Genomic DNA, 25,188 nt, shown 5'->3' on the forward strand with positions numbered 1-25,188 from the left:
AAGTTAATTATAAAGACGCAATAGCGTTTGTTATTCATCTTCTTCTTTCTTGATGACGAGCAGCTTGTCCACCCGTCCGCGGTCCATATCCACCACTTCGAAGTCCAGGTTTTTGTAGCTGAACAAGTCTCCGGCTTTCGGCACCCGTCCTATCAAGAACATGGCAAGACCGCTCAAGGTGGTGAAGTCTTCTTCTTTCAGGTCATCATAGTTCATAATGCCCATCGCCTCCATAAAGTCATCCAGATTCATGGAAGCTTCCACCAGCATGGAACCGTCTTGACGAACAACGATTTCCTCTTCTTCCGTTTCATTCTCTTCGAGGATGTCTCCGAAGATACTTTCCGTCAAATCGTGCAGGGTGATGATACCTTCTGTATTTCCATACTCGTCTACAACAACTCCGAACTTGTTTTTGTTCTTCTTAAACAGCTCTAAAACTTTCTTTGCATACAAACTTTCCGGAATAAACAAAGCAGGGCGTGCAATACTACGTAAGTTGAAGGGTTGTTCGCCGCCCATCATCAAGATGATGTCCTTTACGGAAACCACACCGATAATCTCGTCCTTTCCCCGCTCCACCAGGAGATATTTGCTGAAGTGTTCTTCGTGGATGATACGCAGCACCTCTTCCGGTGTGTCTGTGGGATGGAGCACGACGATGTCGCGGCGATAGGTCATCAGGTCATTCGCTCTTTTGTCCGAGAAGCGGAACACGTCACGCAACATTTCCGTTTCGTCTTTGTCGATGACGCCTTGTTCCGAGCTTTGGTGCAGAATCATCTTCAGTTCGTCTTGTGTCATTTGGCGTTCTTCGCCGCTGTTCAGTCCGATGAGTTTGTTCATCAGTTTGGTGGAAGCGCTCAGCAGGCATACAAACGGATAGGAAATCTTGGTCAGCACAATCATGAAGGGGCTGAGCATGGTGGCCCATCGTTCCGGGTTGTTCAAGGCGATGGACTTGGGCACCAGTTCGCCTATGATGAGCGACAGATAGGTGATGATGGCTACTACGGTAATCATGGCGAGAGTCTTGGCATAGGCGGCTACTCCCGGAATGAGGGCGAACAGCGGTTCTACGTCATCAGCGATGGTGGCACCACCATAGGCACCGGATACGATACCGATAAGAGTAATACCGATTTGGATGGTGGAGAGGAATTTTTCGGGTTCTTCCAGTTGTTTCAATACTCCTTTGGCTCTTTTGTTCCCTTTTCCGACAAGAGTTTCAAGGCGTGCTTTACTTGAGGAGACTAAAGCGATTTCATACATGGCAAAAATGCCGTTCAGAATAAGTAAAAGTAGAATGATAATAAACTCCATAGTGGATTTTGAATAGTTTGTGAGGCAAAGATAATGATTTTTCAGTATTTATTGTTAATATTGCCATCCGTTAGAAAAAATAAACAATAAATAGATGAAAAAAAGAATTATTGCCTTGGGGCTTTTGTGGTGTCTGTCTGCCGTAATGTTGCAGGCGGCACGTGTAGACACGGTGTTGGTGAGAAGTGCAGCCATGAATAAGGATGTAAAAGTTGTGTATGTATTGCCTGATAAGGCTATCGGCAAGCAGGCTTGTCCGGTGGTTTATCTGTTGCACGGTTATGGCGGCAATGCGCGGAGCTGGGTGCAGCTGAAGCCGGAATTGCCGCAGATGGCGGATGAGAAAGGAATCATATTTGTATGTCCGGACGGCAAGAACAGTTGGTATTGGGACAGTCCGGAGAATCCTGCCTACCGTTATGAGACTTTTGTCACCTCGGAATTGGTGAAGTATACAGACGGGAACTATGCTACCATTCCCGATAGAAAGGCGCGTGCCATCAGTGGATTGAGTATGGGCGGCCACGGTGCTTTGTGGAGTGCTATCCGTCATAAGGATGTGTTCGGTGCGGCGGGCAGTATGAGTGGAGGAGTGGATATACGGCCGTTCCCCCAGAATTGGGAAATGAACAAGCAGTTGGGAGAGTTTGCTGCCAACAAGGCATCTTGGGATGCGCATACGGTGGTCAACCAGCTGGATAAGATTGTAAATGGCGACTTGGCGCTAATCATCGACTGCGGTGAGGCCGATTTCTTTCTTGAAGTGAACAAGGACTTGCACAACCGGCTGCTGGCAAGGAAGATAGACCATGACTTCATCACTCGTCCCGGTGGACATACCGGAACGTATTGGAACAACTCCATAGACTATCACGTCCTTTTCTTCGACAAGTTCTTTAAGAAGTAAGTAACTTATTATTCGATGGTATAGTTCACGGTGCGTGTGTAGTCCTGCTCGTAGCCGTTCCTTATATGCCTGACGACTGCATGGCAGGAAGTGACGATACCCCGGTTATCTAACGTATAAGTATAGGTGGTGGTCTCTTCACTTTCTCCGTTGCTGTCCGGGATGAGTTGGGTAATCAGATAGTTTGCAGGTTCTCCCAATATCTTCCCGTATATGGCAACCGCATGCATGGAAAGCGGATACATGTCCGTAATGAATAGGCTTGGTATTTCGGAGATATTTGCAATTTCATTGCCTGATGGTGTGGTAGCCGTACTGTTGTGCTCAAAAGTGTCAACCTTTTGCTGTATGCGCAATGCCCGGAAGTTGCTGTAGTCTATTGTAATGAATGAGTATTCTTTTCCGTCGTCCAGCTTTTCTGTGATGTTTTCCAGATAGTATTTGTCTTCGGTGTTGATGAGGTAGGAGAAGGTGTAAGTACGGGTATTTCCTGCCATATCCTGACTGGTACAAGTGGTGGCATAACCTTTGTCATTCAGCGTGTAGGTTGATACTGTACCTGCTTCGTCGGTTATCACGGCTTGATGGTCCTTGTATTCGACAGTAGTGGTATTCTCTATCTCGAAGAGTTCGTCTCCTGCTGTAAAGCTCTGTTTGCCGGTGTAGCCGGTCAGCCTGCCTGCACTGTTGTAAAGGTAGGTGTGGGTGGCAGTAACCGGTTGCGCATCGCTCTCTATCACTTCTTTGAGTTCGATTTTGGAGAAAGGAGTGGTGGGGTAGGTTGACGGCTCCGGTTCTGGCGTATCACTGCCATTGTTATCATCGCTGCAAGCTGCCAGTCCGCCGAGCAACAGCAGGCTGAACATGATTCCCGAAAATCGGGTGATGATTGTAACTCTTCTGTTTAGTTTCATCCTATTTGTCTTTTTATTTGATGCGTACGGCATGGCTTGCCCGACGTTCAATGGAGTTTGCGAGAGTGGTCACTCTTAAAGAACGGGTATCTTCTTGTGCGGGCGGTTGTATGCTTCCGTCGATGGCGCCGAGTGCAGTGCTCAATAAGGCTTCGTTGGTATCTCCAAAGGGCAGGAAACGTGACATGTCGCTCATCTCATTCACTACATATCCCGAGTAGGCCGGTTGGAATCCGGATTCATAATCAGATTTCCCTTCCGAATTGTATATCTTGCAGACGATGGGATTCATCGTTATCATCAGTTCGGGGCTGGAGAAATTCCTGGAACCTACATTCTTGCCTACAGTAGTACCGCCGATGATGACAACATCCATATACGGGTCGAGGCAGTTAATCACCATTTCGGAGGCGGAGGCAGTCTGGCTGCTGGTAAGTACGTAGAGAGTATTCAGGTTTAGGTTTGCTCCGTTTCCGATGAGTCCGGAGTTCAGGGTGAACGGTACTATCTGCGGATTGAAGTGGTTGTTGAATTCCAGGTACCCCAACTCTTGTCCCAAGGCGGAGGAAGGTGCAAGCATGGTACACAGCAATTCTGCGCAACTCAGTAATCCACCGTTGTTGTAGCGCAAGTCAAGGATGAATTCGTTGACTTGCTGTGATGCGAAATATTGGAATGCGCTGCGCAGGTCGTTGTCATATTCATTACTGTTGTCCGTGGGGCCGGAACTGAAGTGGTTGTAGACCAGATAACCTATTTTCTTGCTGCCTGATGTATATACATTCTTATAGTGCACCGGGTTGTCGTTGACGGGACGCGCCGATGCTATCTGTCTGGGTTTGTCGTAAGCAACGATGGCATTTTTCTCCACGTCGTAATAACCTACTGTAAGTTCCATGGCACTACTTCCATACAGTTTCTTATAATTCTGTTCAGTAATAAAGTTCCCGTCCATCTTCATAATCCAGTCACCCCGTTTCAGCCCGATTTCCGAGGCCGGGCTTCCGTCGGCAACGTAAAGAATCTGTGCAACAATGGCATTCTCTTCTCCTTCTACTTCTATCTGGTTGGTAGTGAACTGGAATCCGTAGCTGTAATCCGTATAGGGGATGCTGCGGGTAGTGGTGACGCTGACCAGACTGTCGATGGTGGAGAATTTGTCTTCTTCGGATTTGAGCGAGGCAAAGAAAGTGAAAGGGGCTTGAAAATAGTTCAGGTCGTTGGTATGGGGGATAGCGTCTACCCAATAGTACCACACACGCATGGTATCGTCAATCCAGCGGTCTGTCTGGGTCTGTCCGGCATACTCTTTCCAGCGGTCCACCCCGCAGGAAGTCAGATAAATGGGAAGAATCAGGGTTCCCAATATGAGTATCAGTATATTTCTTGCTTTCATGGGGGCAAAGATAGTGCAAATTGAGTGCAGAACTTTCATGCTTGCATGAAAAAGTTTTGCCGAAATGCAGTCTATCTTATCTAAAGATAGAAAATAGCTTGCTTATCTACCACAATTGTGGTATAAAATTCCCTAATCTGTGTCATTGTCTGCCCCGGCTTATCGCTCTATCTTTGCAACATCCGAATGAGAAACGGTTTATTCACCTAAAATACAAACGACAATGGAAACAAAGAAATTGCACTTTGAGACTCTACAACTTCACGTTGGACAAGAACAACCCGACCCGGCAACTGATGCCCGCGCCGTACCTATCTATCAGACAACTTCGTATGTATTCCGTAATTCGGCCCATGCGGCAGCCCGCTTTGGCTTGCAGGACCCGGGGAATATTTACGGGCGGTTGACGAATTCCACCCAGGATGTGTTCGAGAAACGTGTGGCGGCTCTGGAAGGCGGTGTTGCCGGATTGGCCGTAGCCTCGGGTGCGGCAGCCATCACTTATGCCTTTGAGAATATCACCCGTGCAGGCGACCATATCGTGGCAGCTAAGACCATCTACGGCGGAACGTATAATCTGCTGGCCCACACATTGCCTGCCTACGGGGTTACCACTACTTTTGTGGACCCGGGCAATCTGGACAATTTCGAGAAAGCGATTCAGGAGAATACCAAGGCAGTATTCATTGAAACGCTGGGAAATCCGAATTGCAACATCATTGACATTGATGCCGTTGCTGAAATAGCACACCGTCACCGGATTCCTCTGATTATAGATAACACCTTCGGTACTCCTTACCTGATTCGTCCCATAGAGCATGGGGCAGATATTGTAGTCCATTCGGCAACGAAGTTCATCGGAGGGCATGGTACGTCCTTGGGTGGTGTTATTGTAGATAGCGGCAAGTTCGACTGGGTGGCCTCGGGGAAGTTTCCCCAACTGACGGAACCGGACCCGAGTTATCATGGAGTACGTTTCGTTGACGTTGCCGGTCCTGCTGCCTATGCCATCCGTATCCGTGCCGTATTGTTGCGTGATACCGGTGCCACAATCAGTCCTTTCAATGCTTTCATTCTGTTGCAAGGATTGGAGACGTTGTCGCTTCGCGTGGAACGTCATGTGGAGAATGCCTTGAAAGTGGTTGAATTCTTGAAGAAGCATCCCAAAGTGGTTGCCGTGAACCACCCGTCCCTGCCCGAGCATCCTGACCACGCGCTTTACGGGAAATACTTTCCGAATGGAGGCGGTTCTATCTTTACGTTTGAGGTGCGGGGCGGTGTGAAGGAAGCGCAGACGTTTATTGACAGTTTACAGATATTCTCGTTGCTTGCCAATGTGGCTGATGTGAAATCCCTGGTTATCCATCCTGCCACCACTACCCATTCCCAATTGAGTGCACGGGAATTGGAAGAACAAGGCATCAAACCGGGCACGGTCCGCCTCTCCATCGGGACAGAACATATCGATGATTTGCTGGACGACTTGTCCCAGGCATTTGACAGAATTTAAAAGAATAACAGTATACGATAGAATGAATATTGCTGTATTATTGTCGGGAGGTGTAGACAGCTCCGTGGTGGTACATCTCCTTTGCGAACAAGGTTACCGTCCTTCTCTATTTTATATCAAAATAGGGAGGGACGATGCCGATTATATGGACTGCTCTGCGGAAGAGGATATGGAGATGGCTTCTGCCATTGCCCGGCGTTATGGATTATCGTTGGAAGTAGTGGACCTGCACCGGGAGTATTGGGACCAGGTGGCGGCTTATGCCATTGATAAAATAAGACGTGGCTTGACTCCCAATCCGGATGTGATGTGCAACAAGCTGATAAAGTTCGGGTGCTTTGAGCAACGTGTGGGGAAGGATTTCGATGTCACGGCAACCGGGCACTACGCCACTACGGTGTTGAGGGATGGAAAGACATGGCTCGGTACCGCTGCCGATTCCGTGAAAGACCAGACCGACTTTCTGGCACAGATAGATTATCTGCAAGTTTCCAAACTGATGTTTCCATTGGGCAGACTGATGAAGAATGAGGTTCGTGACATAGCCCTGCGTGCCGGATTGCCCAGCGCCAGACGTCGTGACAGTCAGGGCATCTGCTTTCTGGGAAAGATTGATTATAATGATTTTGTGCGCCGTTTCCTTGGCGAAAGGGAAGGGGATATTGTGGAGTTGGAAACGGGTAGAAAGTTGGGCAAGCATCGGGGCTATTGGTTTCATACCATCGGCCAGCGTAAAGGATTGGGGTTGGGTGGAGGACCGTGGTTTGTTGTCCGCAAGGATGTGGAGGAGAATGTGATTTACGTGTCCCGCGGATGTGATACGGCATTGCAATACGGCTATGAATTCCGTATGTACGATTTTCATTTCATTACGGATAATCCCTGGAAGGGAGCGCAGGAAGAGGTGGAGGTGACTTTCAAGATACGCCATACGCCGGAGTTTGTCAAAGGCAGGTTGCAAAAGGAGGCGGAGGGTTACCGCATTGTTTCGGAAGAAAAGCTGCAAGGCATTGCTCCGGGCCAGTTCGGAGTGGTGTATGATGCTGATGCCCGGCTGTGTGTCGGGAGCGGGGAGATTTATATATAATATTCCACCAAGTCTACGATGCCTGCCTTCATGGCATATTTGGTGGCTTCGTGCGCATTGTTTACACCCAGTTTCCGGAAGATATTCTTCCGGTGGCTGTTTACCGTATGGAAGCTGAGGTTTCGTTCGGCAGCTATTTCTTTGGTTGTTTTCCCCAGGGCTATCTCTTTTAGGATGCTCCGTTCGGCAGTAGTCAGTAAATCATCTTTGATGGTAGGATGAGTGGGGGAGGAGGAACCGTTGCCTGCGAGCAGCAGGTTACTGACGTGATTACAGATGAATCGCTCCTTGCGTGAGGCGCATTGTAGTGCGGTCAGTATCTCTTCTTTGGAATTATCCTTCAGCGCTACGCCGAATGCCATGCTGCTGAACAATACCTGGCGCAGGAACGGTAGGCTCAATTCGTCGGAAAAGAGTAGCCAATCGGCTTCCTTGAAGCGTTCGTGAAGTACCATTAGCTCTTCGGCTCCCGAAAAATCAAAAAGGGTATAGTCCAGAATGACAACGGCGGTGGGATGCAGGCGTAGTTGCTGTATCAGTTCTGCCTTGTTGTCGGCTTCCAGCAGCAGGGAGGTGTCTTTCTGTCTGCCCAATAGGAACATCATGCCTGCTTTGGTGATATCTTGATTGTCTGCAATGATAAATTCTCTCATGACATTGGTATATAAAAAACTCCGCTACAAATGTACACTTTTTAGTGTGATTTGTGGCGGAGTGGGAATATATATATTTATATAAGGGTTTTACCAGGAACGTCCCTTGAATATGTTGGATTGTTCCAGCGGAACCAGGTTCCCGCTCAAAGTCATGGTGTTGGAGTTGAAGTTCGGGCTGATGGTTACGGTTGCGTTGTTCCCGCCATCGGTCAGCGTAAGGAATATCTGGGCGGAAATGCCGATACCCTGGATGCTGAAGTTACAATTCACGTTGCCCCGTTTGTCGGTAGTCATTTGGATGTCCGATACGGTTCCGTCTACTGTTACACCGCCAATGCCGTTAGGACCTGGGTATACGGTGTTGAAGGCTACCTGCACGGTGCCACGTCCTTGGTTGACCAATACGAAGTTGGTGTTGGAGTTTACAAATGCGGTCTGTCCGTTGCGGAACATCACTTGGTCTGCCTCCATTACGAACTGGTGAGCTTTCAAGGCCGCCATTGCGTCATCGTACGAAATGGCATCCTGTGCTTGTTCTTCAGCTTTCAGGCGTGCACGTTCTGCGTCTCTTTGGGCTTTACGGTCTGCGCGCTTTTCAGCTCTACTCTCTTGTGCATACATGGTCGTTGTTGCCATGCTTACCAATACTACTGCTGCTAATGCAATAAACTTTTTCATAATCGAATCTTTTTTTGTTTAGGTTTAAATAAATTGTTCGTTATAAGTTTATTGCAAGAACAATGCCTATCCAGGATTGTTCACCGGTTTTTTAATTATTTTATATCCGATAGCAGCAATAAAGATACTCATTACCGGACTGATAAGGTTGAAGAAGCAATAGGGAAGGTAGGTCAGTGTGGGTACACTCAAAATGGTGGCTTGCGTCATGCCGCAGGTGTTCCATGGGATAAGCGGGGAGGTGACGGTAACGGCATCTTCCGTGGTACGGCTAAGTAGCCGGCTTTCGTAGCCTTTCTTTGCGTAAACGTTGCTGAACATGTTTCCGGTGAGGATAATGCTGATGTACTGGTCTGCCGTGGCAAGGTTCAGGAACAATCCGGAACATACGGTGGATGCTACCATGCTGGCTGTATTCTTCATGAAGCGGACGAATAGGGAAGTGATGCTTCCTAGCATGCCGCTTGCCGTCATGGCTCCACCGAAACACATGGCGCAGATGATGAGCCAGATGGTATTCATCATTCCTGCCATACCTCGTGTGGCAATCAGTTCTGTCAACATGTCACTGTCAGTTTGTAGACTGGTACTGCCATAGAATGTCATCATTATCCCTTTGAACATATTCCCACCTTCCGCTATCTCATTCAGTAGTCCCGGTTGGAAGATGAAGGCGAATATCCCTGCCAGCAGAGTGGAGAGAAAGAGTGTGATGACGGAAGGCACTCTCCGGGCAATCAGTATTCCCGTAATCACGGGAACAGCCAGTAACCAGGGAGTAATGTTGAATTTGGCGTCCAATGCTGCCGTAAATTCCGCGATCTGTTGTGTATTGTTCGTTTCGTGTGTGAGTCCCATTACTGTAAAGATGACAAGGGTGATGAGGAGAGAGGGGACGGTGGTGATCATCATATAGCGGATATGGCTGAATAACGGTGTTTCCGTTACGGATGAGGCAAGGACCGTGGTATCCGATAACGGTGAAATTTTGTCTCCGAAATAGGCTCCCGAAATGATGGCACCGGCTATCCATCCCTCTTCAAAACCTTGTGCCTTACCTATGCCCAAAAGGGCGATACCGATGGTGGCGATAGTGGTCCATGAACTTCCCGTCATTACTGATACCAATGCACAAATAATGCAGGTAGAAGCAAGGAAAAAATTCGGATGGATAATCTGCATACCATAATATATAAGGGTAGGTACCACCCCACTTATCATCCATGTGCCGCTCAAAGCACCGATAATCAATAGAATAATGATAGCTGTGGCAACACCTGAAATGTTGTTGGTGATGGCAAGTTCATAATCTTTCCAAGGGATGCGGTAGAAAGTCATGCCGATAAAGACACACATACCAGTGGTGGCAAGCAGGGAAATCTGGCTTCCTCCACTCAAGGCGTCACTTCCGAAAGTATGGATGGTGGCGAACAGCATTCCTACGAGAAAAGCGATGGGAAATAGAGAAACGAGTGGAGAGGGTATTTTCTTTGCTGAATTCATAGGGTTGTTTTTGACTATGCTTGGTTGACGAATCTATTATCAATCTGTCGTTTATAGTTTGATGCGACAAAGGTATAACAATTCTGTTCAATATCTTCCTTATCCTTTGCATGACAAATAAAAATTATCAAATCTTTGCGTTTGCTTGGAAAAATGATAGTATCCTTGTTATTTCTTGCTGTAAAGGGTGATGGACAACGATATTATTGTTAAAATAACGCCGGTGCCGACCACGCCACTCCATCCCCAAGTCTGCCAACTGCTTCCTGCAAGGAAGGTACCCAAAGAGCCGCCGATGAAGTAAGTGGTCATGAAAATCGTATTTACCCGATTGGAGGCAGACGGGTAGATGTCGAAAATACTGGTCTGGTTGCTGAGTTGGATACATTGCATGCCTATGTCTATAAGAATGACACCGGTAATGATACCTGCATAGTTGTTTCCGCAGAAAAAGAGCGAGGCCCATGCAAGCAGAATCATTCCGCAACCGATAAAGTTGAAATTGCGTATGCCTACCTTTTTTACATATTTTCCTACAAAAGATGCGGTTAAGGCTCCGGCAATGCCGCAGAGCCCTAGTATGCCGATGACATCGCTGGATGCATGGAACGGGGCTTCTCCCATTTTGAATGCAAGGCAGGACCACATGGCAAGGAATGAGCCAAAGGCCAGTCCTGCACGTATCGAGTAGATTCGTAGAGAGGGGTATTCTCTTACTAATGAGAAAAGAGACTTCATCAGCCCGGAATATTTGCCTTGGAAAGTCGGTTGTATGTCCGGTAGTACCTTTAATACAACGATAGCGCATAGTAACATCATTCCAGCGGCGATGAAGTACATTTCACGCCAGCCAAGCACTTCACCCACAAATCCGCTGACAACACGTGATGCAAGTATTCCAGTCAGTAATCCTGAGATGACGACACCTACATTCCGTCCCTTGTTTTCGGGGCGTGAGAATTGCGAGGCAATCGGTACAAATATTTGGGGTATCATGGAGCAGATGCCGGTAATGAGTGATGCTGCCCAGATGATGTAGATGTTCGGTGCCATGGCAATGGCTAGAAGGGAAAATATGAGTAGGAAGAAATTCGTTAGGATGATATTCTTGCGTCGATAGAGGTCTCCTAATGGGACGATGAACAATAATCCCAGCGCATATCCGATTTGTGTAATCATGGCAATGAGGTTCGTTTTGAATTCAGAAACTTCCAATTCATGCCGCATGATATTAAGCAGGGGTTGATTGTAATACAAGTTGGCTACGGACACGCCAGCTACGATAGCAAGTGTCCAGAGTATATGTGCCGGTAATCCTCCGTTTTCTTTCAGTTCTTGTTTCATGCTGCAAAGATAATGTCTTTCTGTTTCATGCGCAAGATATGTGAGTATGATAAGAATATGTGTGAAGTGGTATCATCTTTTTAGCCTTTCCGTTTGTTATACTATTATTTTGTTTGAGAATAATTGATTGGAGCTATCTTGGATAAGCGGAATGTTGTATTGATATTTAAAGATACGTTGGGCATGGGAAATGAATGGTTTAGAGAGTTGCTGGGTATGAAATACAGGTGGACGAAATGCAGGCTCTTCTAGCAAACGAGGGTTGGTAAGGTGAATTCGATGACTCAAGGAACCTACCGTTCCCCCATTAGACCGCCTCCTGATGACATACTTGGGATTATCCTGCTATTGACTGAAAACTCGGGTATATATTAGTATGAATCATTATTACTTAAACTTATAATAGTATGAAACATTTATCGATAATAATAATAGTAGTGTCATTATGCGTTTTCCTGCTATCCATCGGCGTATATCATAAGGTTCCCTGGTCTGTTCTGCCAATAGTGGCTAGTGGAATCTGTATATTATGTTGGCTTTTGTTCCATTTACTCTGTATCAGTGAAGAAAGAGATTTACTGAAAGAGGGAAATCAGTATTTCATTGATACCTTTCAAAACATACGTAATCCCATTTCTTTGATTAAGACACCGTTAGGGGCAGTTTACGAAGGAGACTGTCCGGAAGACATAAAGAAGGAACTGGCTGTTGCACTTCATCATATAGGCGGGCTGGAGCAGCACTTGATAGCGTTGATGGAGTTGAAACGACTATTTGGCAATTCTGGTAGCCTGGTAGTTGCAGAACATGAAATCGGCGCATTTATGAGGAAGAAAGTGTCTTTTTTACAGTCTCATGTGGCCGGGTTACAGATGAAGCTGGATTTGGTTCCGGATTTTGACTATGCAAGCGCTTGGTTTGATCCGGGAAAGATATCTCCGGTTATCGACCGGTTTGTATTGAGTGCCATCGAGTGTTCTCTGCCGGAAACGCATCTCTCGATGCAGGTTTCGTTGAAGGGAGATTACTGGGCAATCAGGATTAAGGATACAGGCAACAAGCGATTTCTGAAATGTTGCAGATGGTACTCGTCGCGGCTTCCTATTCTGCGACCTCTGCATGGCAAGCAGTATGGCATGGGCGGTGTGTTTTTTGACAAGTTGATGAATATATGTGACGGGAAAATACTGACTTTGGAAAAGGAGGCTCTGCTTCGATTTCCCATAAGATGTTCGTGTGCGGTTTCGGGGGGGGATACATCCTTAAATATTCCGGACACTTTTCAGGTGAATGAGTCGGAAATAGCTTTCCATGGTTTCTCGAAGAAAAAAAATATGGATAGACCTTTAGTGATACTTGCGGATAATGACAAGGGATTCAAGGATTATCTTGAGAAACGTTTATCGGAATGTTTTGTAGTGAGGAGCTTTGATGACGGTCAGGAAGCATTGGAGGTAATATGTGAAGAGTATCCGGATTTGGTGATTTGTGATATCATGTTGAAAGGTATGAGCGGTGAGGAACTTTCTTCTAAACTGAAGACGTCGAGGGACACCTCCTTTATTCCGGTGATATTGATGGGGGCGCACATTGATGTGAAACGGCGGGAAAAGCGTTGTTCTTCTCAGGCTGATCTCTTTGTATGTAAGCCCTTTAATCTGGAGGACCTTAAAGTGGAAATATCCATATTGATAAATAATAGCCGTTTTCTTCGGAAGACATTTCTTCAGAAAGTTTTTGGAGAAGATTTTTTAACGAAACCTATGGAGCGGGCTCAGCAGGATGCCAATCTGGCATTTTTGAATGAAGTGAAGCTTTACATTATGGAGAATATGGATAAAGAGGATTTGACAGTAGATGATATTGCCTCCAGGATGTGCATGAGCCGGACAACCTTTTATAATAAGTGGAAGTTGTTGACGGGAGAAGCACCCAAATATTTGATTTCGAGAATCAGGATGGAGAAGGCACGGGAACTTTTGGAAAGCGGAAAATTTTCTGTGACTATGGTTGCTGAAATGGTGGGTATGCGAAATCTGAAAAACTTCAGAGGCAGGTATAAGGAGTATTTTGGAAAAACACCGAAGGAGTTTATGAAAAAAGTATGATATTTATCTGAAGAAAACTTTCATAGAAAGGCTGTCACATATTAGATAATGGACAGCCTTTGTTTTGAAATGGGAGATAGGAGAACTGAACATCCTAAGCTATCTATAAAGGAAAATCTCTCATCGTTTTCGTTTTGGGGATAACTGGGTATATATGATTAGCTTTACTTGCCGATGCAAAGATGTTAGTAATCTGTATGTCAGTTAGTTGGGTTGTATTGGAATGGTATTTGAGCCATGATTTTATTGTTGGAAATAGGAGTTTAAGTAGTTGTAAATCAGTTTATTATGTACTATATAAATGTTGCTTTCTTTTGTTTTCACAAGTTACTTACCAATACACATTTGTTATATGGTTGATTGTCAGATAATTAATGGCTATTTGGCTCGTATTTGAGCCATTACTTCCACTTACTTGTGAAAATGATTTATATAATTGATTATCAGTGTTTTGCATTATATACCAGCAATCTGAATGCGTAATTGCTGGTTGAGTCTTCATCATTCAGCTATTTACCCACACAGTTATATAAACAGTCTGATGCTCAATTTGATACAGCTAATTGAATCATATTTGAGCCATTAAATTTTACGTTTCTATCCATTTGGAAATATGAACGGTTCTGATTTTCTTATAAGTTTCAATTTTTTCATCACTTTCCTGATTTAGATGTGATTTTATTAGAGTTTAATATTTAATAACACAGATGCGAATGAATTTATCTCTAATATGCATCTATATTTTGCAAAATTAGGTAATTATCAATTATTTCGCATAATATGTATCGAAAATATTTCTCAATATCTCATCTGTGTTTATTTAGTCGCCAATTATTTCAGCAAGGAGAAAAAGGTATTCACATATATACAGGTTTTCAGATTCTCAGAAAGATGTACGTTATGTTGATCCTGCATATGGTAGAAATTTATGCTACATGATTTTTTAGCAAAGGAATAAAGAACTTACTTTCTGCTTAGGGATGAAGTTTATAAATAAGTTTATCAATTCATATATACATATATGAGTTCTATTAAACTTGTAAACTCAATGGCTTATCCTGTTGTATGGCTGAATCAGTCAAGTAAGTTTAGTTTAAGATACATGTATATATACATGGGTAAATCTAAACTTTAAACTTGTAGAAAGCCCTCCATCAGTCAGAATGCTGTTCTGGTTGATGGAGGGCTATATTGGTCTTTTTCTCCTTGCTGAAATTGTATTTCTGTTTATAGTTACAACTGTTGTAATAGATGGCTGGTCTTTGCCCAATAGTAATAGGCTTCAGGAGAAGTCCTTTTCAGCTTATTCAGTCGCGAAGGAAGTGTGGGTGCTATATCCAGGGAGCCTATGGTGGCAGGATTACCGTCGTATTTTTCTATTATTGTGTTGCCCGTCTCTATCATTGTGGCGATATAGGCTGCGCGTGCTGCGTCTCTAATCGCATCGTCAATGAAATAACCGCCATTGAACATGAAGGATTTGATCCTTTGTATACCACGTTGTAGTGCATCAAATTGTCCGTTTCCTTCACTTCCCCTTGTTGCCAGACACAGCGAAGTCTGTCTGATATCATCGAAAATGAGTTTTGGATTGTTTGGCAAATGCCTGTATGAGAGTTCAACTTCTGCAATTTGTACAAACGATTTTGTCGTTGTTTCAAGGACCTCTGTCTTCTCGAACAGTCTGGCTATATCATATAGCTGTTTGATGATCTCCATGCTGGCATCCTTACCATTTTTGATATATGGAATACCTGTTGTATTGGGTGCATACGCCGTAAGCTTGTCTCCGAGAATATCTCCAATGGATGGTACTTTTACATAATTCAGTTCACCTTCTGTCTTTATAAAACGGCTTTCTACAGGTAAAGTCACGACTTCGTTGTAGTGACAGTCTTCATTTAGAACGTCCAGCAGGATGGTTTCTTTTCGGTCTATGCCATCAAGGAAAGCCACTTGATAAAAGAATTTGGAATGCGATTTTGGTATGTCTGTTCCACGCTGAATTCTTTCTATCGGCTTATAGTCAATAAAGCCATAGTCTTTGTATGATTGCAGATACTCTTCTATTTCAGTACCTGGAGGACATATTATATCAATATCTATAGACAGCCTGTGTCTTTGTTCTTTTAAAAGAAGCATCAGACTGCTTCCACCTTTGAAATGAAATGGGCAACCTGAAGCCGCCAACATGTCCAGCAATGAAAAGGCATGGATGACCTTTTCAATGATATTTTTGTCCGGATAGTTTAGCTCCTTGGATTTTTCTTCAATCCATCTTGCTGTAAAGCATTCTTTATTTATCATATTTTTGTGATTGTTCTATTAATGAATAAGTACTATCGTATGCTCCTCTACGTTTTGCATATCGGAGCATTTTGGGAGTATTGACTGTGTACAAATCAAAGGCGGTCTGATACATATAAGTGATTTCCGTGCCCTGCATATAATCAAAGTCTTCGTCTTTCTGTATATCTACGAGTAGCTTTTCGATGGTAGGAGTAACCATCCCATCAACCTTATTTACTGGAGATTCAGTGACAAATATCTTTACAATGATGCATGGTTCATGCATGTTTACGTAGTCGTACATGAACTTTGCTGTCGGTTGCTTATAAACGGGCATGTCTGAATCCTTCAACAGAGAAAAAACAGAATCTACAGCATCCCGGTTGGTCTCGACATAAATAGCATGGTTCACAGAGACGTGATGTTGTAGTGTGGTGAAGATGCTGCCATCGTAGATGCAGAAATCGGTGAATGGCAATTTCTCTTTCAATCCGACATATAGTTTTCTCAGTGTTTCTGTTGGAGCAAATGAGAACACCTGTTTATCTGTAAGCATGTATTCACCATTTCCTGTACGGGCTATCTTGTTCTCTTTGGTTAAGGTACAGAGATACTGGCGGGCGGTATTGGTCTTTATCCCCAATACTGATACTAATTGAGGCACTTCAATCCGTCCGTAAGTACGAGCATAATTCAATATGCTCTGTTTAATACTATATTTCTCGTCAATACTCATTGCAGTGCAAATATAATATAAAGTCGGCAACAAACCAACTTTATTGCCGACTTTATATATAAGTTCTGAGCAATTAATCATTCTTTAGTGTGTTTTTCTATATTAAGTAACACCATTATGAATTCATCATATTATGTAATATATGAGGTATTTTTCTTGTGTTGTAAAAGCATAGTATTAAAAGTATCCCGCAAATGACTAAGAAATTAAGTAGAATCTCTTATTAACGAAACTACACCTATCTGCTTGACTGTTTCCTAATATGAAGAGGTAAATATTTCTCGATCAACAATCTGAAATCACACCATAAAACATTGTCTTACCATTTACGTTTACTCTTTGTAAAATGATTCCATTGTTCTGCTAGGATAATATAAAGTCGGCAATAAAACCGATTTATTGCCGACTTTATATTATCAAATTCTTTTATCCGGGCTGTTAACTACTTTATGAGAATATTTACATGGTTGTGCATTGTCTGTCGGTGCTTCAGTAAGGAGAAAATGTAGTTCCCATTTTCTTTCTCATATGATATTTCTATTCGCAATGAATTGTTCGTCAGTCTTTTTATAAACCTGTTCAGGTTTGTAACCAAAGTTTAAAATACATGTATATATACATGGGTAAATCTAAACTTTAAACTTGCAGTAAGCCAGAGTAGGACAGAAGTCCGCTCTTTGACTGATAGGCATTGCCTTTCTTTTTCTCCTTGCTGATTTTGCACCTTTTCATCACTCACATGAGTGGCATCAGCCTTGTTGTGCTTCACCTCTGGCTTCCATCCTCTTGAATAGCTTCCGTGTTCAGACCTTTTTATGCAGAGTGCGGAGTTTCGTATTTCTCTTGCTATGCTATGCCGGGTTCATGGTGAAGTTTGGGAGTTATCGCTTTCACTATGTCCGGATTGCTTGCCATGGATCTGTGAAACCTGTCGAGTCTGACTATGAGAACAGCATTCTTTACCATGACCAGACACAAGAATATCAGGCCATTCCCTTCACATCTCATTTTGGACGAAGCCGTGACACTTACTTTTTCCTGTTGCGAAGTTAGTGCAAGCCGCATACTGCAAGTACCAGAACCTTATTCCCTGAATTTTTTCAAAAACTTTTCCAGCTGCAGCTTTTCGGAAAACTTTTCCTGCCTGACGGTGAAATAATTCGGTAATTACTTGCCTGATTGCTATCCTTGCCAACTTTGATGGCAACGTAAAAAATAAATGTTTCACTTCTAAAATTTCAATGTTATGAAGAAAATGGAAAATTCTTTCGTAGTTTCTGGTTTTGTAGGTAAGGATGCAAGCATCCATCAGTTCTCAACCGCAAGCGTTGCACGTTTCCCTTTGGCAATCAGCCGCACTGAGAAATCAGGCGAGGAAACAACCCGCACTTCCGCTTTCATAAACGTCGAGACATGGCGCAAGAATGAGAATACTACATCCTTTGACCGCCTTGTCAAAGGAGCACTCCTCACGGTTGAAGGCTATTTCAAGCCGGAGGAGTGGCAGGATGCCGACGGTGTCAAGCGCAACAGAGTGGCATTTGTAGCCACCAGGTTCTATGAAGCTGTTGAAAAGGAGGAAACTCCAGCAGCTCAGGAGAAGAACTCCAAGAAGGGCAAGTAAATCCTTTCTTCTCTCCAATAGAGCGGCCTTCGGGTCGCTTTTTTTATGCTTATACTTCTCTTTGCCGAGATTCGTTCCTCATACACCGACTTCGGGGAACTGGCATAAATTCCGTTGCGAAGGTAATTGTCCGGTCTTGTCATCAGCAAGGTCAGGGCTTCGCTTTGCCGCAAAATCTCCACACCTGCGGGTAGTATTTTGGAGCAAAACCTTGCAGAGACAGCCCCGACACCTTCTTGGTGCAACAAAATTTATATGTGTTCCCGAAGTAGTTGATCTACGAGAGGGAAGAAAAAAAACAGATGATATTATGACGACAATCCAATCAATCCTGAGCCGACTGACCAAGGCTGTTGGCGGTACTGAAAAGATGCTCTACATAGAGCCGGAGTTGAACAAGTTTGCAGAGTTCTACCTTGACAAGTGGGACGAGAACACCAGTGAGGATGTCATAGCCGAGTCTTTCACTGACTTCTGGTGGGACACAGACAGGGCTTGCAGAAGATGTTCAGAGTGTGGCAGACTGATGCGTGCCGGGTATTGTGCTGACATGGGAGTAGCCTACTATTGCAGTGATGAATGTCTGCACAGTGACTTCACCGATGAAGAATGGGCTGAGGAATGCGAGAACAACGACCAGAGTTATTATACGGAGTGGTAATCTTTTAAAATTCAATGATATGGCAAATTTAGCAACAACGACCTATAAGGTCACTGGGACACGTGAAGCAGTAAATAACCTGTGGACTACCTTTCAGGACATGGAAGTGGATAGTAAGGATATAAGGCTGTTCAAGCTTGCCGAGCATTACGGCATTGACTATGAGAAAAAGCAAATCAGTGTTAGAGGACATATCTATTGGGCTGAATATGAAGAAGACGAAGAGAATGATTATTTCCTTCTTTCATTTGAGACAGAAACCGCATGGGATGCCTGTAACGAACTCTTCTTTGAAATAAACCGGATATTGAATGATGAACTGAGTATTTCATACAGATGTTGCGAAAGTGGATGTGATTTGTTCTATACCCATGACGAGGGGGATTTCTTTCCCGAAGAATGTTGTGTGAGTTCATACGGCGAACCTTTCGAGGATGCATGTGAGGATGTTTTTGACACCATTGAGGATGCCATAGCTGAATGGACATCAAAGACCGGTATTGGACAGGGAGACCGCAGTGAAAAAGAAATGGTGGATTTTATCAATAGCTATGAATACGAAAGCGAAGAGACCTATTTCTACATCCACCCTTTTACATTCGAATAACATACCCGCAAGGACATGAGGCAAGTCTCGTGTCCTTGCATAAAAACAAGATAATATGGACAGGTACAGCGCAGAACTGATTGGAGCATCTTGCGAACTTATAACCCCATGCAGGGGCTGTAGCCATGGAATAATTGTGGCAGTGTATAACGAACAACTTCTTGTACGGTTAATCAGCGGAGCACAACGATTAGTGAGCAAAGATGAAGTCATATTATTATGACCCTGATACTTTCCCTGACTGTTTTCAACTGTTAGGAGACATTGGTAGGTGTTTGTATATCATACATTTACCTTTGTATACATTGATACATGTGGACAAGTACACGTGTAAACAGGAATACAAGAACACATTGAAACATATAAACATAAAAACAAATAGTATGGCACAGAAAATCATCACTTTCGCCAACCATAAAGGTGGCGTATCAAAGACAACTTCAACCGCCTCTATCGGGGCTTGTATGGCAATGAAAGGCAAGAAAGTCCTGCTTATAGACCTTGACGGACAGGCAAACCTGACACTGTATTTCATACCTAATGAGGATGAAATTGAGACGAGCATTTTTGATTCATTGGTAAACGGTGTTCCTTTGCCTGTAAAACATATCCGGGAGAATCTTGACCTTGTCCCTTCTTCCCTTGAAATGGCAAGTGCGGAAATAGCTCTGACCAATCTGTTGGCAAGAGAGCAACTGCTCAGCCGTCTGCTTGAACCGCTCAGGAAAGACTATGACTATATCCTGATTGACTGTCCGCCTTCTCTTGGTATTGTCACTACCAATGCCTTTATCGCGGCTGATGAGATCATCGTACCGATGACACCGGAGCTGCTTCCTTTGAAAGGCATGAGGATGCTTGACGCATTTGTCACCACCTTGCAACGTGTCAAACCGTCGCTTCGCCTGGGAGGTGTGTTCATCGCCAGATTCAATCATCGTAAACTGAACAAGGTAGTGGAACAGGCTGTAAAGGAGCGTTACGAAAGTATCACCATGAATACCCGCATCCGTGAGAATATCGCCTTGGCTGAATCAGCCGGTAGTGGCAAAAGTATATTCGAGTATGATTTAAATTCCAACGGTGCAAAGGATTATCTTGCACTTACGGAGGAAATTCTTTCACGTAACCAATAACAACTATGGCAAAAAACAATATGGACATTCTGCTTGGCAATATTTTGGGCAGTGCTGCTATCAGCCCTGACAATAAAACAGTAGAACAAACACCCGAGACCAAGCCAATTCCGAAACAGGAAAAACGGTCAGTCAAGGCAGAACGTAAAGAGCAACTGGACAATTCCTGGCGGCATTTCTCCTTTATCTGCTCCAGGGAACTTGTAGATAAGGTACAGGCAATAGCTTACAAGGAGGGTTTCACTATACGTGCCTTTATGGAGTATGTGATGAAACAGGGCATCGAGGCATACGAGGCGAAGCATGGCAAGGCTCGGAAAGTCAAGTCCAAAAGCATCAATGATGTAATGTAAACGTGTATACACGTAGCCATGTGTACGTATAGGTATGTGTACGTGTAGCAATATATACATGTTTACACGTACACGTGAATACACAGATATATTCAAGTCAATAACAATCAAAATATTATGAATATGAATAAATACTTCTCATTTGCCATTGTAGTATTCCTAATGGCAGTACCATTGGTATTAACTTCTTGTGGCAAAGACAACATTTTGGATGATGTTGAAGAGCTTCAGCCGGAGTTGAAAGTATGGACGGAGCCTTATCATGTTGAAAGTTCAACCATAGACGAGGTCAAGAACTATATGGAGTTTTCAATGAAGCGATATGGTCTTGTATCGGAGGCAACAATAGCTGGTTCTATTCAACTCACTTACAAAACCGGCAACGGTAATGAGGGTATCCTATATAGCTTTTATGCTTCAAATGGGGAATTGTATTCGGTAATAGATACAGAGCTGATAGCTAATAGCCGTCTGGTTATCGACTATTTGAAGGAACATTATTCTCTGATTGTTCCGGCGAACGAGGCAACACTTGAATACTGTTTCACGAACTCAGACAGGTCAATGGTCATTACGACTGCAAAGGTTTCTGACACCTATTTCAACGTAAATTACGCCTACGTCAATTGATATTGTCTTATATAGCTTTGAGCCATCATCAAGTCTTATGATTTGGTGGTGGCTTTTTGTATACATGTATTCATATGGACGTGAATACATGGTTATATGTAAACATGTATATAAGTCCACTTGTATAGGTGTATATATGTAAACGTGTGGACATGAATACATGTGGACATTGGATGAATGAAAGATAATTCTCTAAATCATTGATAGACAAATGAAATAAACCCTTTATAGTTGAATCTAAATTCGCCTTCTTGTAATTGATTAAAGCATATTTCATAAGCTTTTTGTATGCTGACAATTCACGGCTTGTCAGATTTTCACCGCAAAATTACTGTGAATGTCCGAACGCCAAGTACCGATTCTCTAATGTGTCTCAGATTGGTATGGCAACCTTCCGCAAATCAGAGATTTGGGTATTCCATACAAATCTACAGCCATTTACTTGTCTTATCTTCCATGTCTCACAGTATCGGGAGCGTGAAAATTTGAAGCCCTTTGAAATTGTCATGATTTCACAAAAGGGAAATGATTAATTTTAATACTTATAGATATGGAAGTACAAAAGATTCATCCGGCAGAAGAGTATCTTCGCAACGAAAAGAACCCCACATCATTGTATGTCAGAATTAGTGGAGAACGTAGAAAGTTGTTCATTAACCGCAGTGACGGAGAGGGAGTGATTGGCATTATTGCAAAAGGTAAACGCAAACGAGGTTATGTTTTCAATGCCTGGTCAAGCATTGAGAAAGTCTATTATCCGACCACTGAAAATGAAGAAGAGGCAGAAAAGAAGATGATTCTCAAATACCAGAAACTTGCCAGACTTGCCACACATACAAATGATTGGTTGCGCAGGATTGCAGGTGCGGATTTGACAAAATCCCTTTACGAGAACCATATAACCACAGGAACAGGTATTGACGGAAAATGTATCAGATTGAGCACCATCGAGAAGTATTGCGGCTACATGGTGATGGCATGCTTCAGGGAAGCCTTCAAAAAGAAAGAGAAGTATTCAAGCTATAGGTTTGACTTTTGCGGTTATGACGGGACACTTTGGTGTGAACCGAAAGAGAATGGTGATATGATAGCCGGATTCAGCAAGGAATACCGAAATTGTGGTAACGGTTATTATTATCTGCTTATCAATGATGATTGTGTGATAGGTTATGACATAGACTGATATAGTTATAATTCAAACAGACCATATCGGGAAGCCCCGATGTGGACTGTTTGAAGATCGAGTATGCTGACGGTTGATTACCTCTTTTAATACTTACATTCCGATGCAGCATATTATGCTAATTGATTGTCAATAGTTTATGGTTTAAAAGATAGAAGCCTCAAAAATTTACTTGTTTTTTTGCCGAAAATCGAAGATTTAACACTTTTAACCTTAGTTTGTTTTCAAACGAAGGGAAAAAGAGAAAAATGACTCTATTTTGCTCTTAAATCTCCGTTTCGCAAAGATAGGGCATGTCTGTGATTATTTCGCTGATTATGGATGCAAAATCATAAATGAGTTCACGGATTTTTTAGCTTATAATTGGGGTGGTCTTCGATTTTGGTATAGCTATTTCTTTCTTCCCTCTTTTAGTTTTACTTTAATGCGTGTATATATGAATACAGGGATAAAGTAAAGTTACTTTTCGTTTGAATGGTCAAACTAATATTAAACAGACATAGCAAGGAGGGGTTGTTTACGCCTGTATAACGAATAGTATTTTATTTGTTAGTAGATGTATACTGTGCTTATGAATAATATGATGGCATTTAATTTTGAAATTCTATTCCAAATGATTATGTCTATGACTGATTATATGGCTTTGATGCGATTTTTTATGTGTAATGTATCATTAAATAAGTAAAAAGTAGTATCTTTGTATATTATATGATGAGTTAACATGGCAAAGAATACAATGGGGACTAAGTTGCCCCGAAAATTAGAACAAAAGATGTCCGTTGTGGGAGAACAGATTAAACTGGCTCGCTTGCGCAGGAATCTGAGTGTAGCTCAAGTGGCGGAACGTGCCACCTGTTCTCCGTTGACCGTGTCCCGAATAGAGAAAGGTGTGCCGACAGTGGCAATCGGAATATATTTGCGCGTGTTGTATGCTTTACAGCTTGACGATGATATTCTGTGGTTGGCCAAAGAAGACAAACTAGGGAAAACATTACAGGATTTGAGTTTGAAGACAAGGAAAAGAGCTTCGAAAAAGAGATAAAACTCACTTTTTTCTGCATATAAGTCGATAATGACTCTATCAGGATAAAAAATACAGCTTAAAATTTTGTATTATGCCATAAAAACATTATGTTTGCACTGCATAATAATGTGGGATATGAAATTTGTTGATAGAATAGATGAAGCAGCACGACTGAAGGATGCTCTTGCAAGAGAGAAATCCTCGTTAGTTGTGATGTATGGTCGCAGACGATTGGGTAAATCAACGCTTATTAAAAGGGTGTTGTCAGAAAATGATGTATACTTCCTTGCAGACCGTTCGGAAGGTCAACATCAGAGGGCATTACTTGCAAAAGTGATAGCACAGGTGTTTCCTGATTTTGAGAAGTTGTCGTATCCCGATTGGGAGTCGATGTTTCGTGCGGTTAATTATCGAACAGACAAACGTTTTACTTTGTGTTTGGACGAATTTCCGTATCTTGTGGAGCAATCTCCTGAACTGCCGTCTGTATTGCAGAAACTTGTTGATGAGAAACAGTTGAAGTATAATCTGGTGCTTTGTGGTTCATCACAAAATATGATGTATGGGTTGTTTCTTGATTCTACTGCGCCTCTTTATGGTCGTGCTGATGAGATAATGAGACTTACCCCTATACGTTTACCCTATATTCAGGAGGCATTGAACCTTAATGCGATGAACGCTATTGAAGAGTATGCTATATGGGGCGGTGTGCCGCGCTATTGGGAACTGAGGGAAAACAGAATTTCGCTTGATGATGCCATGTGGCATAATATCCTTTCTGTAAATGGGACTCTTTATGAGGAGCCGGTAAAACTGTTTCAGGATGATGTTAAGGATATAGTCAAGACTTCGACAATAATGTCTTATATCGGTACTGGTGCAAACCGTCTTTCCGAAATTGCTGCACGATGCAATGAACCTGCAACTAATCTGTCGCGTCCATTGAAGAAACTTGTTGATCTCGGTTTTTTGGAAAAAGATGTTCCGTTCGGGATTGATGAAAAGAATGCGAAAAAGAGCCTCTACAAGATTGCCGATCCGTTTATGGCATTCTACTATCAGTTTGTTGTCCCTAATCGTTCGTTCATTGAACTTGGTCGTCGCTTACCCATAGAACAGGCTTTGACTGCTCATTTCTCTGAGTATGTGAGTATGCAATGGGAAAAACTGTGTCGGGATGCCGTAACAGGAAATCTTGTTAATGGAGTAGTTTATGGCAAAGCAAAACGCTGGTGGGGCTCTGTTCTCAATGAGGATAAGAAGCCGGAACAAGTTGAATTTGACGTGATGGCTGAATCGCTCGATAAAAAGTATCTGTTGGTCGGAGAATGTAAATGGACAACAGGGGAGAATGGCAAACAGCTAACTGCTGAGCTTCTCCGCAAAGCTAATCTGTTGCCGTTTGCTAAGAACTACACTATCGTTCCTGTACTGTTCCTTAAGAACGCTCCGAAAGATGATGCTGGGAATGCAATGTTGTCGGAAAATGTTGTAGAGTTAATGAAGTAAAGAGATATCA

22 protein-coding genes are annotated in these 25,188 nt (G+C 43.2%); 13 read left to right on the forward strand and 9 right to left on the reverse strand.

Translation table 11 applies throughout. The features are described from left to right. Positions 1-30 precede the first annotated feature (30 nt). The gene (locus NQ510_RS10330) at positions 31-1,323 is read right to left on the reverse strand and encodes a hemolysin family protein (RefSeq protein ID WP_005826501.1); all 1,293 of its coding nucleotides are present in this window, start codon (positions 1,321-1,323) and stop codon (positions 31-33) included. Positions 1,324-1,417: 94 nt separating this feature from the next. Between NQ510_RS10330 and NQ510_RS10335 the strand changes: the two genes are divergently transcribed. Continuing rightward, complete coding sequence (locus tag NQ510_RS10335) at positions 1,418-2,230, forward strand: alpha/beta hydrolase (RefSeq protein ID WP_005826503.1); 813 nt, start codon at positions 1,418-1,420, stop codon at positions 2,228-2,230. A gap of 8 nt (positions 2,231-2,238) precedes the next feature. On the opposite strand, the gene NQ510_RS10340 is transcribed toward NQ510_RS10335, so the two are convergent. Together NQ510_RS10340 and NQ510_RS10345 are read right to left on the reverse strand one after the other, a co-directional pair. Next, positions 2,239-3,144, reverse strand: coding sequence for a DUF4595 domain-containing protein (locus NQ510_RS10340; RefSeq protein WP_034525500.1), 906 nt, complete (start codon positions 3,142-3,144; stop codon positions 2,239-2,241). A 13-nt stretch (positions 3,145-3,157) separates the two neighbouring features. Beyond that, positions 3,158-4,579, reverse strand: a complete 1,422-nt coding sequence (locus NQ510_RS10345; RefSeq protein WP_005826506.1) for a S41 family peptidase — start codon at positions 4,577-4,579, stop codon at positions 3,158-3,160. 184 nt (positions 4,580-4,763) lie between these two features. On the opposite strand from NQ510_RS10345, the gene NQ510_RS10350 reads away from it, so the two are divergent. Together NQ510_RS10350 and mnmA are read left to right on the forward strand one after the other, a co-directional pair. Continuing rightward, positions 4,764-6,050 (forward strand): O-acetylhomoserine aminocarboxypropyltransferase/cysteine synthase family protein, encoded by a 1,287-nt coding sequence (locus tag NQ510_RS10350; RefSeq protein WP_005826508.1) that lies wholly within the window; start codon positions 4,764-4,766, stop codon positions 6,048-6,050. A gap of 22 nt (positions 6,051-6,072) precedes the next feature. After that, a complete protein-coding gene (gene mnmA, locus NQ510_RS10355) occupies positions 6,073-7,137 on the forward strand; it encodes a tRNA 2-thiouridine(34) synthase MnmA (protein WP_005826509.1) in 1,065 nt (354 codons plus the stop codon). Here the strand turns inward: mnmA and NQ510_RS10360 are convergent. The 4 genes from NQ510_RS10360 to NQ510_RS10375 form a co-directional block, all read right to left on the reverse strand. Beyond that, a complete protein-coding gene (locus NQ510_RS10360) occupies positions 7,128-7,790 on the reverse strand; it encodes a response regulator transcription factor (protein ID WP_005826511.1) in 663 nt (220 codons plus the stop codon). The two genes, mnmA and NQ510_RS10360, sit on opposite strands and share 10 nt — an antisense overlap. 90 nt (positions 7,791-7,880) lie before the next feature. Continuing rightward, positions 7,881-8,471, reverse strand: coding sequence for a DUF4251 domain-containing protein (locus NQ510_RS10365; RefSeq protein ID WP_005826513.1), 591 nt, complete (start codon positions 8,469-8,471; stop codon positions 7,881-7,883). A gap of 66 nt (positions 8,472-8,537) precedes the next feature. Beyond that, positions 8,538-9,974: a Na+/H+ antiporter NhaC gene (gene nhaC, locus NQ510_RS10370; protein ID WP_005835906.1), complete on the reverse strand. Its 1,437-nt coding sequence runs from the start codon at positions 9,972-9,974 to the stop codon at positions 8,538-8,540. Between the two features lie 168 nt (positions 9,975-10,142). Beyond that, positions 10,143-11,318: an MFS transporter gene (locus NQ510_RS10375; RefSeq protein WP_005826523.1), complete on the reverse strand. Its 1,176-nt coding sequence runs from the start codon at positions 11,316-11,318 to the stop codon at positions 10,143-10,145. A 539-nt stretch (positions 11,319-11,857) separates the two neighbouring features. Between NQ510_RS10375 and NQ510_RS10380 the strand changes: the two genes are divergently transcribed. Next, positions 11,858-13,426, forward strand: a complete 1,569-nt coding sequence (locus tag NQ510_RS10380; protein ID WP_229110794.1) for a hybrid sensor histidine kinase/response regulator transcription factor — start codon at positions 11,858-11,860, stop codon at positions 13,424-13,426. Positions 13,427-14,659: 1,233 nt separating this feature from the next. Here the strand turns inward: NQ510_RS10380 and NQ510_RS10385 are convergent. Next, positions 14,660-15,733 carry a nucleotidyl transferase AbiEii/AbiGii toxin family protein gene (locus NQ510_RS10385; RefSeq protein ID WP_005826901.1) on the reverse strand — a complete coding sequence of 358 codons (1,074 nt, stop codon included), beginning with the start codon at positions 15,731-15,733 and terminating at the stop codon, positions 14,660-14,662. Next, the gene (locus NQ510_RS10390; RefSeq protein ID WP_008781782.1) at positions 15,723-16,451 is read right to left on the reverse strand and encodes a DUF6577 family protein; all 729 of its coding nucleotides are present in this window, start codon (positions 16,449-16,451) and stop codon (positions 15,723-15,725) included. Before NQ510_RS10390 ends, NQ510_RS10385 begins: the two co-directional genes overlap by 11 nt. Positions 16,452-17,697: 1,246 nt before the next feature. Between NQ510_RS10390 and NQ510_RS10395 the strand changes: the two genes are divergently transcribed. The 9 genes from NQ510_RS10395 to NQ510_RS10435 all read left to right on the forward strand — a co-directional run bounded on the left by NQ510_RS10395 (position 17,698) and on the right by NQ510_RS10435 (position 25,178). Beyond that, positions 17,698-18,075, forward strand: a complete 378-nt coding sequence (locus NQ510_RS10395; RefSeq protein ID WP_004309321.1) for a single-stranded DNA-binding protein — start codon at positions 17,698-17,700, stop codon at positions 18,073-18,075. Positions 18,076-18,385: 310 nt separating this feature from the next. Then, positions 18,386-18,736 carry a hypothetical protein gene (locus tag NQ510_RS10400; RefSeq protein WP_009275648.1) on the forward strand — a complete coding sequence of 117 codons (351 nt, stop codon included), beginning with the start codon at positions 18,386-18,388 and terminating at the stop codon, positions 18,734-18,736. A 19-nt stretch (positions 18,737-18,755) separates the two neighbouring features. Further along, a complete protein-coding gene (locus NQ510_RS10405) occupies positions 18,756-19,343 on the forward strand; it encodes a hypothetical protein (protein WP_005826889.1) in 588 nt (195 codons plus the stop codon). A 383-nt stretch (positions 19,344-19,726) separates the two neighbouring features. Continuing rightward, positions 19,727-20,479 (forward strand): ParA family protein, encoded by a 753-nt coding sequence (locus tag NQ510_RS10410; RefSeq protein WP_004309323.1) that lies wholly within the window; start codon positions 19,727-19,729, stop codon positions 20,477-20,479. Positions 20,480-20,484: 5 nt separating this feature from the next. Next, positions 20,485-20,832: a hypothetical protein gene (locus NQ510_RS10415; RefSeq protein ID WP_004309324.1), complete on the forward strand. Its 348-nt coding sequence runs from the start codon at positions 20,485-20,487 to the stop codon at positions 20,830-20,832. Positions 20,833-20,949: 117 nt separating this feature from the next. Beyond that, entirely contained in the window at positions 20,950-21,462 is a 513-nt protein-coding gene (locus NQ510_RS10420) for a hypothetical protein (protein ID WP_004309325.1), read from the forward strand. A 550-nt stretch (positions 21,463-22,012) separates the two neighbouring features. Beyond that, on the forward strand, positions 22,013-22,645 hold the full coding sequence (locus tag NQ510_RS10425) for a hypothetical protein (RefSeq protein ID WP_004309326.1): 633 nt from the start codon (positions 22,013-22,015) through the stop codon (positions 22,643-22,645). Between the two features lie 721 nt (positions 22,646-23,366). After that, complete coding sequence (locus NQ510_RS10430; protein WP_004300590.1) at positions 23,367-23,687, forward strand: helix-turn-helix domain-containing protein; 321 nt, start codon at positions 23,367-23,369, stop codon at positions 23,685-23,687. A gap of 117 nt (positions 23,688-23,804) precedes the next feature. Then, a complete protein-coding gene (locus NQ510_RS10435; protein WP_025813877.1) occupies positions 23,805-25,178 on the forward strand; it encodes an ATP-binding protein in 1,374 nt (457 codons plus the stop codon). Positions 25,179-25,188 lie beyond the last annotated feature (10 nt).

The sequence above is a fragment of the Bacteroides uniformis genome, assembly GCF_025147485.1.
Classification (GTDB): Bacteria; Bacteroidota; Bacteroidia; order Bacteroidales; family Bacteroidaceae; genus Bacteroides; species Bacteroides uniformis.

Excerpts from the sequence above, each read along its gene's own strand:
- NQ510_RS10385 (WP_005826901.1), bottom strand. The coding sequence starts at position 15,733 with ATGATAAATAAAGAATGCTTTACAGCAAGATGGATTGAAGAAAAATCC.
- NQ510_RS10350 (WP_005826508.1), top strand. The coding sequence starts at position 4,764 with ATGGAAACAAAGAAATTGCACTTTGAGACTCTACAACTTCACGTTGGA.
- NQ510_RS10405 (WP_005826889.1), top strand. The coding sequence starts at position 18,756 with ATGGCAAATTTAGCAACAACGACCTATAAGGTCACTGGGACACGTGAA.
- NQ510_RS10340 (WP_034525500.1), bottom strand. The coding sequence starts at position 3,144 with ATGAAACTAAACAGAAGAGTTACAATCATCACCCGATTTTCGGGAATC.
- NQ510_RS10425 (WP_004309326.1), top strand. The coding sequence starts at position 22,013 with ATGGAAGTACAAAAGATTCATCCGGCAGAAGAGTATCTTCGCAACGAA.
- nhaC (WP_005835906.1), bottom strand. The coding sequence starts at position 9,974 with ATGAATTCAGCAAAGAAAATACCCTCTCCACTCGTTTCTCTATTTCCC.
- NQ510_RS10365 (WP_005826513.1), bottom strand. The coding sequence starts at position 8,471 with ATGAAAAAGTTTATTGCATTAGCAGCAGTAGTATTGGTAAGCATGGCA.
- NQ510_RS10345 (WP_005826506.1), bottom strand. The coding sequence starts at position 4,579 with ATGAAAGTTCTGCACTCAATTTGCACTATCTTTGCCCCCATGAAAGCA.
- NQ510_RS10435 (WP_025813877.1), top strand. The coding sequence starts at position 23,805 with ATGAAATTTGTTGATAGAATAGATGAAGCAGCACGACTGAAGGATGCT.
- NQ510_RS10360 (WP_005826511.1), bottom strand. The coding sequence starts at position 7,790 with ATGAGAGAATTTATCATTGCAGACAATCAAGATATCACCAAAGCAGGC.
- NQ510_RS10395 (WP_004309321.1), top strand. The coding sequence starts at position 17,698 with ATGAAGAAAATGGAAAATTCTTTCGTAGTTTCTGGTTTTGTAGGTAAG.
- NQ510_RS10375 (WP_005826523.1), bottom strand. The coding sequence starts at position 11,318 with ATGAAACAAGAACTGAAAGAAAACGGAGGATTACCGGCACATATACTC.
- NQ510_RS10400 (WP_009275648.1), top strand. The coding sequence starts at position 18,386 with ATGACGACAATCCAATCAATCCTGAGCCGACTGACCAAGGCTGTTGGC.
- NQ510_RS10430 (WP_004300590.1), top strand. The coding sequence starts at position 23,367 with ATGGCAAAGAATACAATGGGGACTAAGTTGCCCCGAAAATTAGAACAA.
- NQ510_RS10390 (WP_008781782.1), bottom strand. The coding sequence starts at position 16,451 with ATGAGTATTGACGAGAAATATAGTATTAAACAGAGCATATTGAATTAT.
- NQ510_RS10330 (WP_005826501.1), bottom strand. The coding sequence starts at position 1,323 with ATGGAGTTTATTATCATTCTACTTTTACTTATTCTGAACGGCATTTTT.
- NQ510_RS10410 (WP_004309323.1), top strand. The coding sequence starts at position 19,727 with ATGGCACAGAAAATCATCACTTTCGCCAACCATAAAGGTGGCGTATCA.
- NQ510_RS10335 (WP_005826503.1), top strand. The coding sequence starts at position 1,418 with ATGAAAAAAAGAATTATTGCCTTGGGGCTTTTGTGGTGTCTGTCTGCC.
- NQ510_RS10420 (WP_004309325.1), top strand. The coding sequence starts at position 20,950 with ATGAATATGAATAAATACTTCTCATTTGCCATTGTAGTATTCCTAATG.
- mnmA (WP_005826509.1), top strand. The coding sequence starts at position 6,073 with ATGAATATTGCTGTATTATTGTCGGGAGGTGTAGACAGCTCCGTGGTG.
- NQ510_RS10415 (WP_004309324.1), top strand. The coding sequence starts at position 20,485 with ATGGCAAAAAACAATATGGACATTCTGCTTGGCAATATTTTGGGCAGT.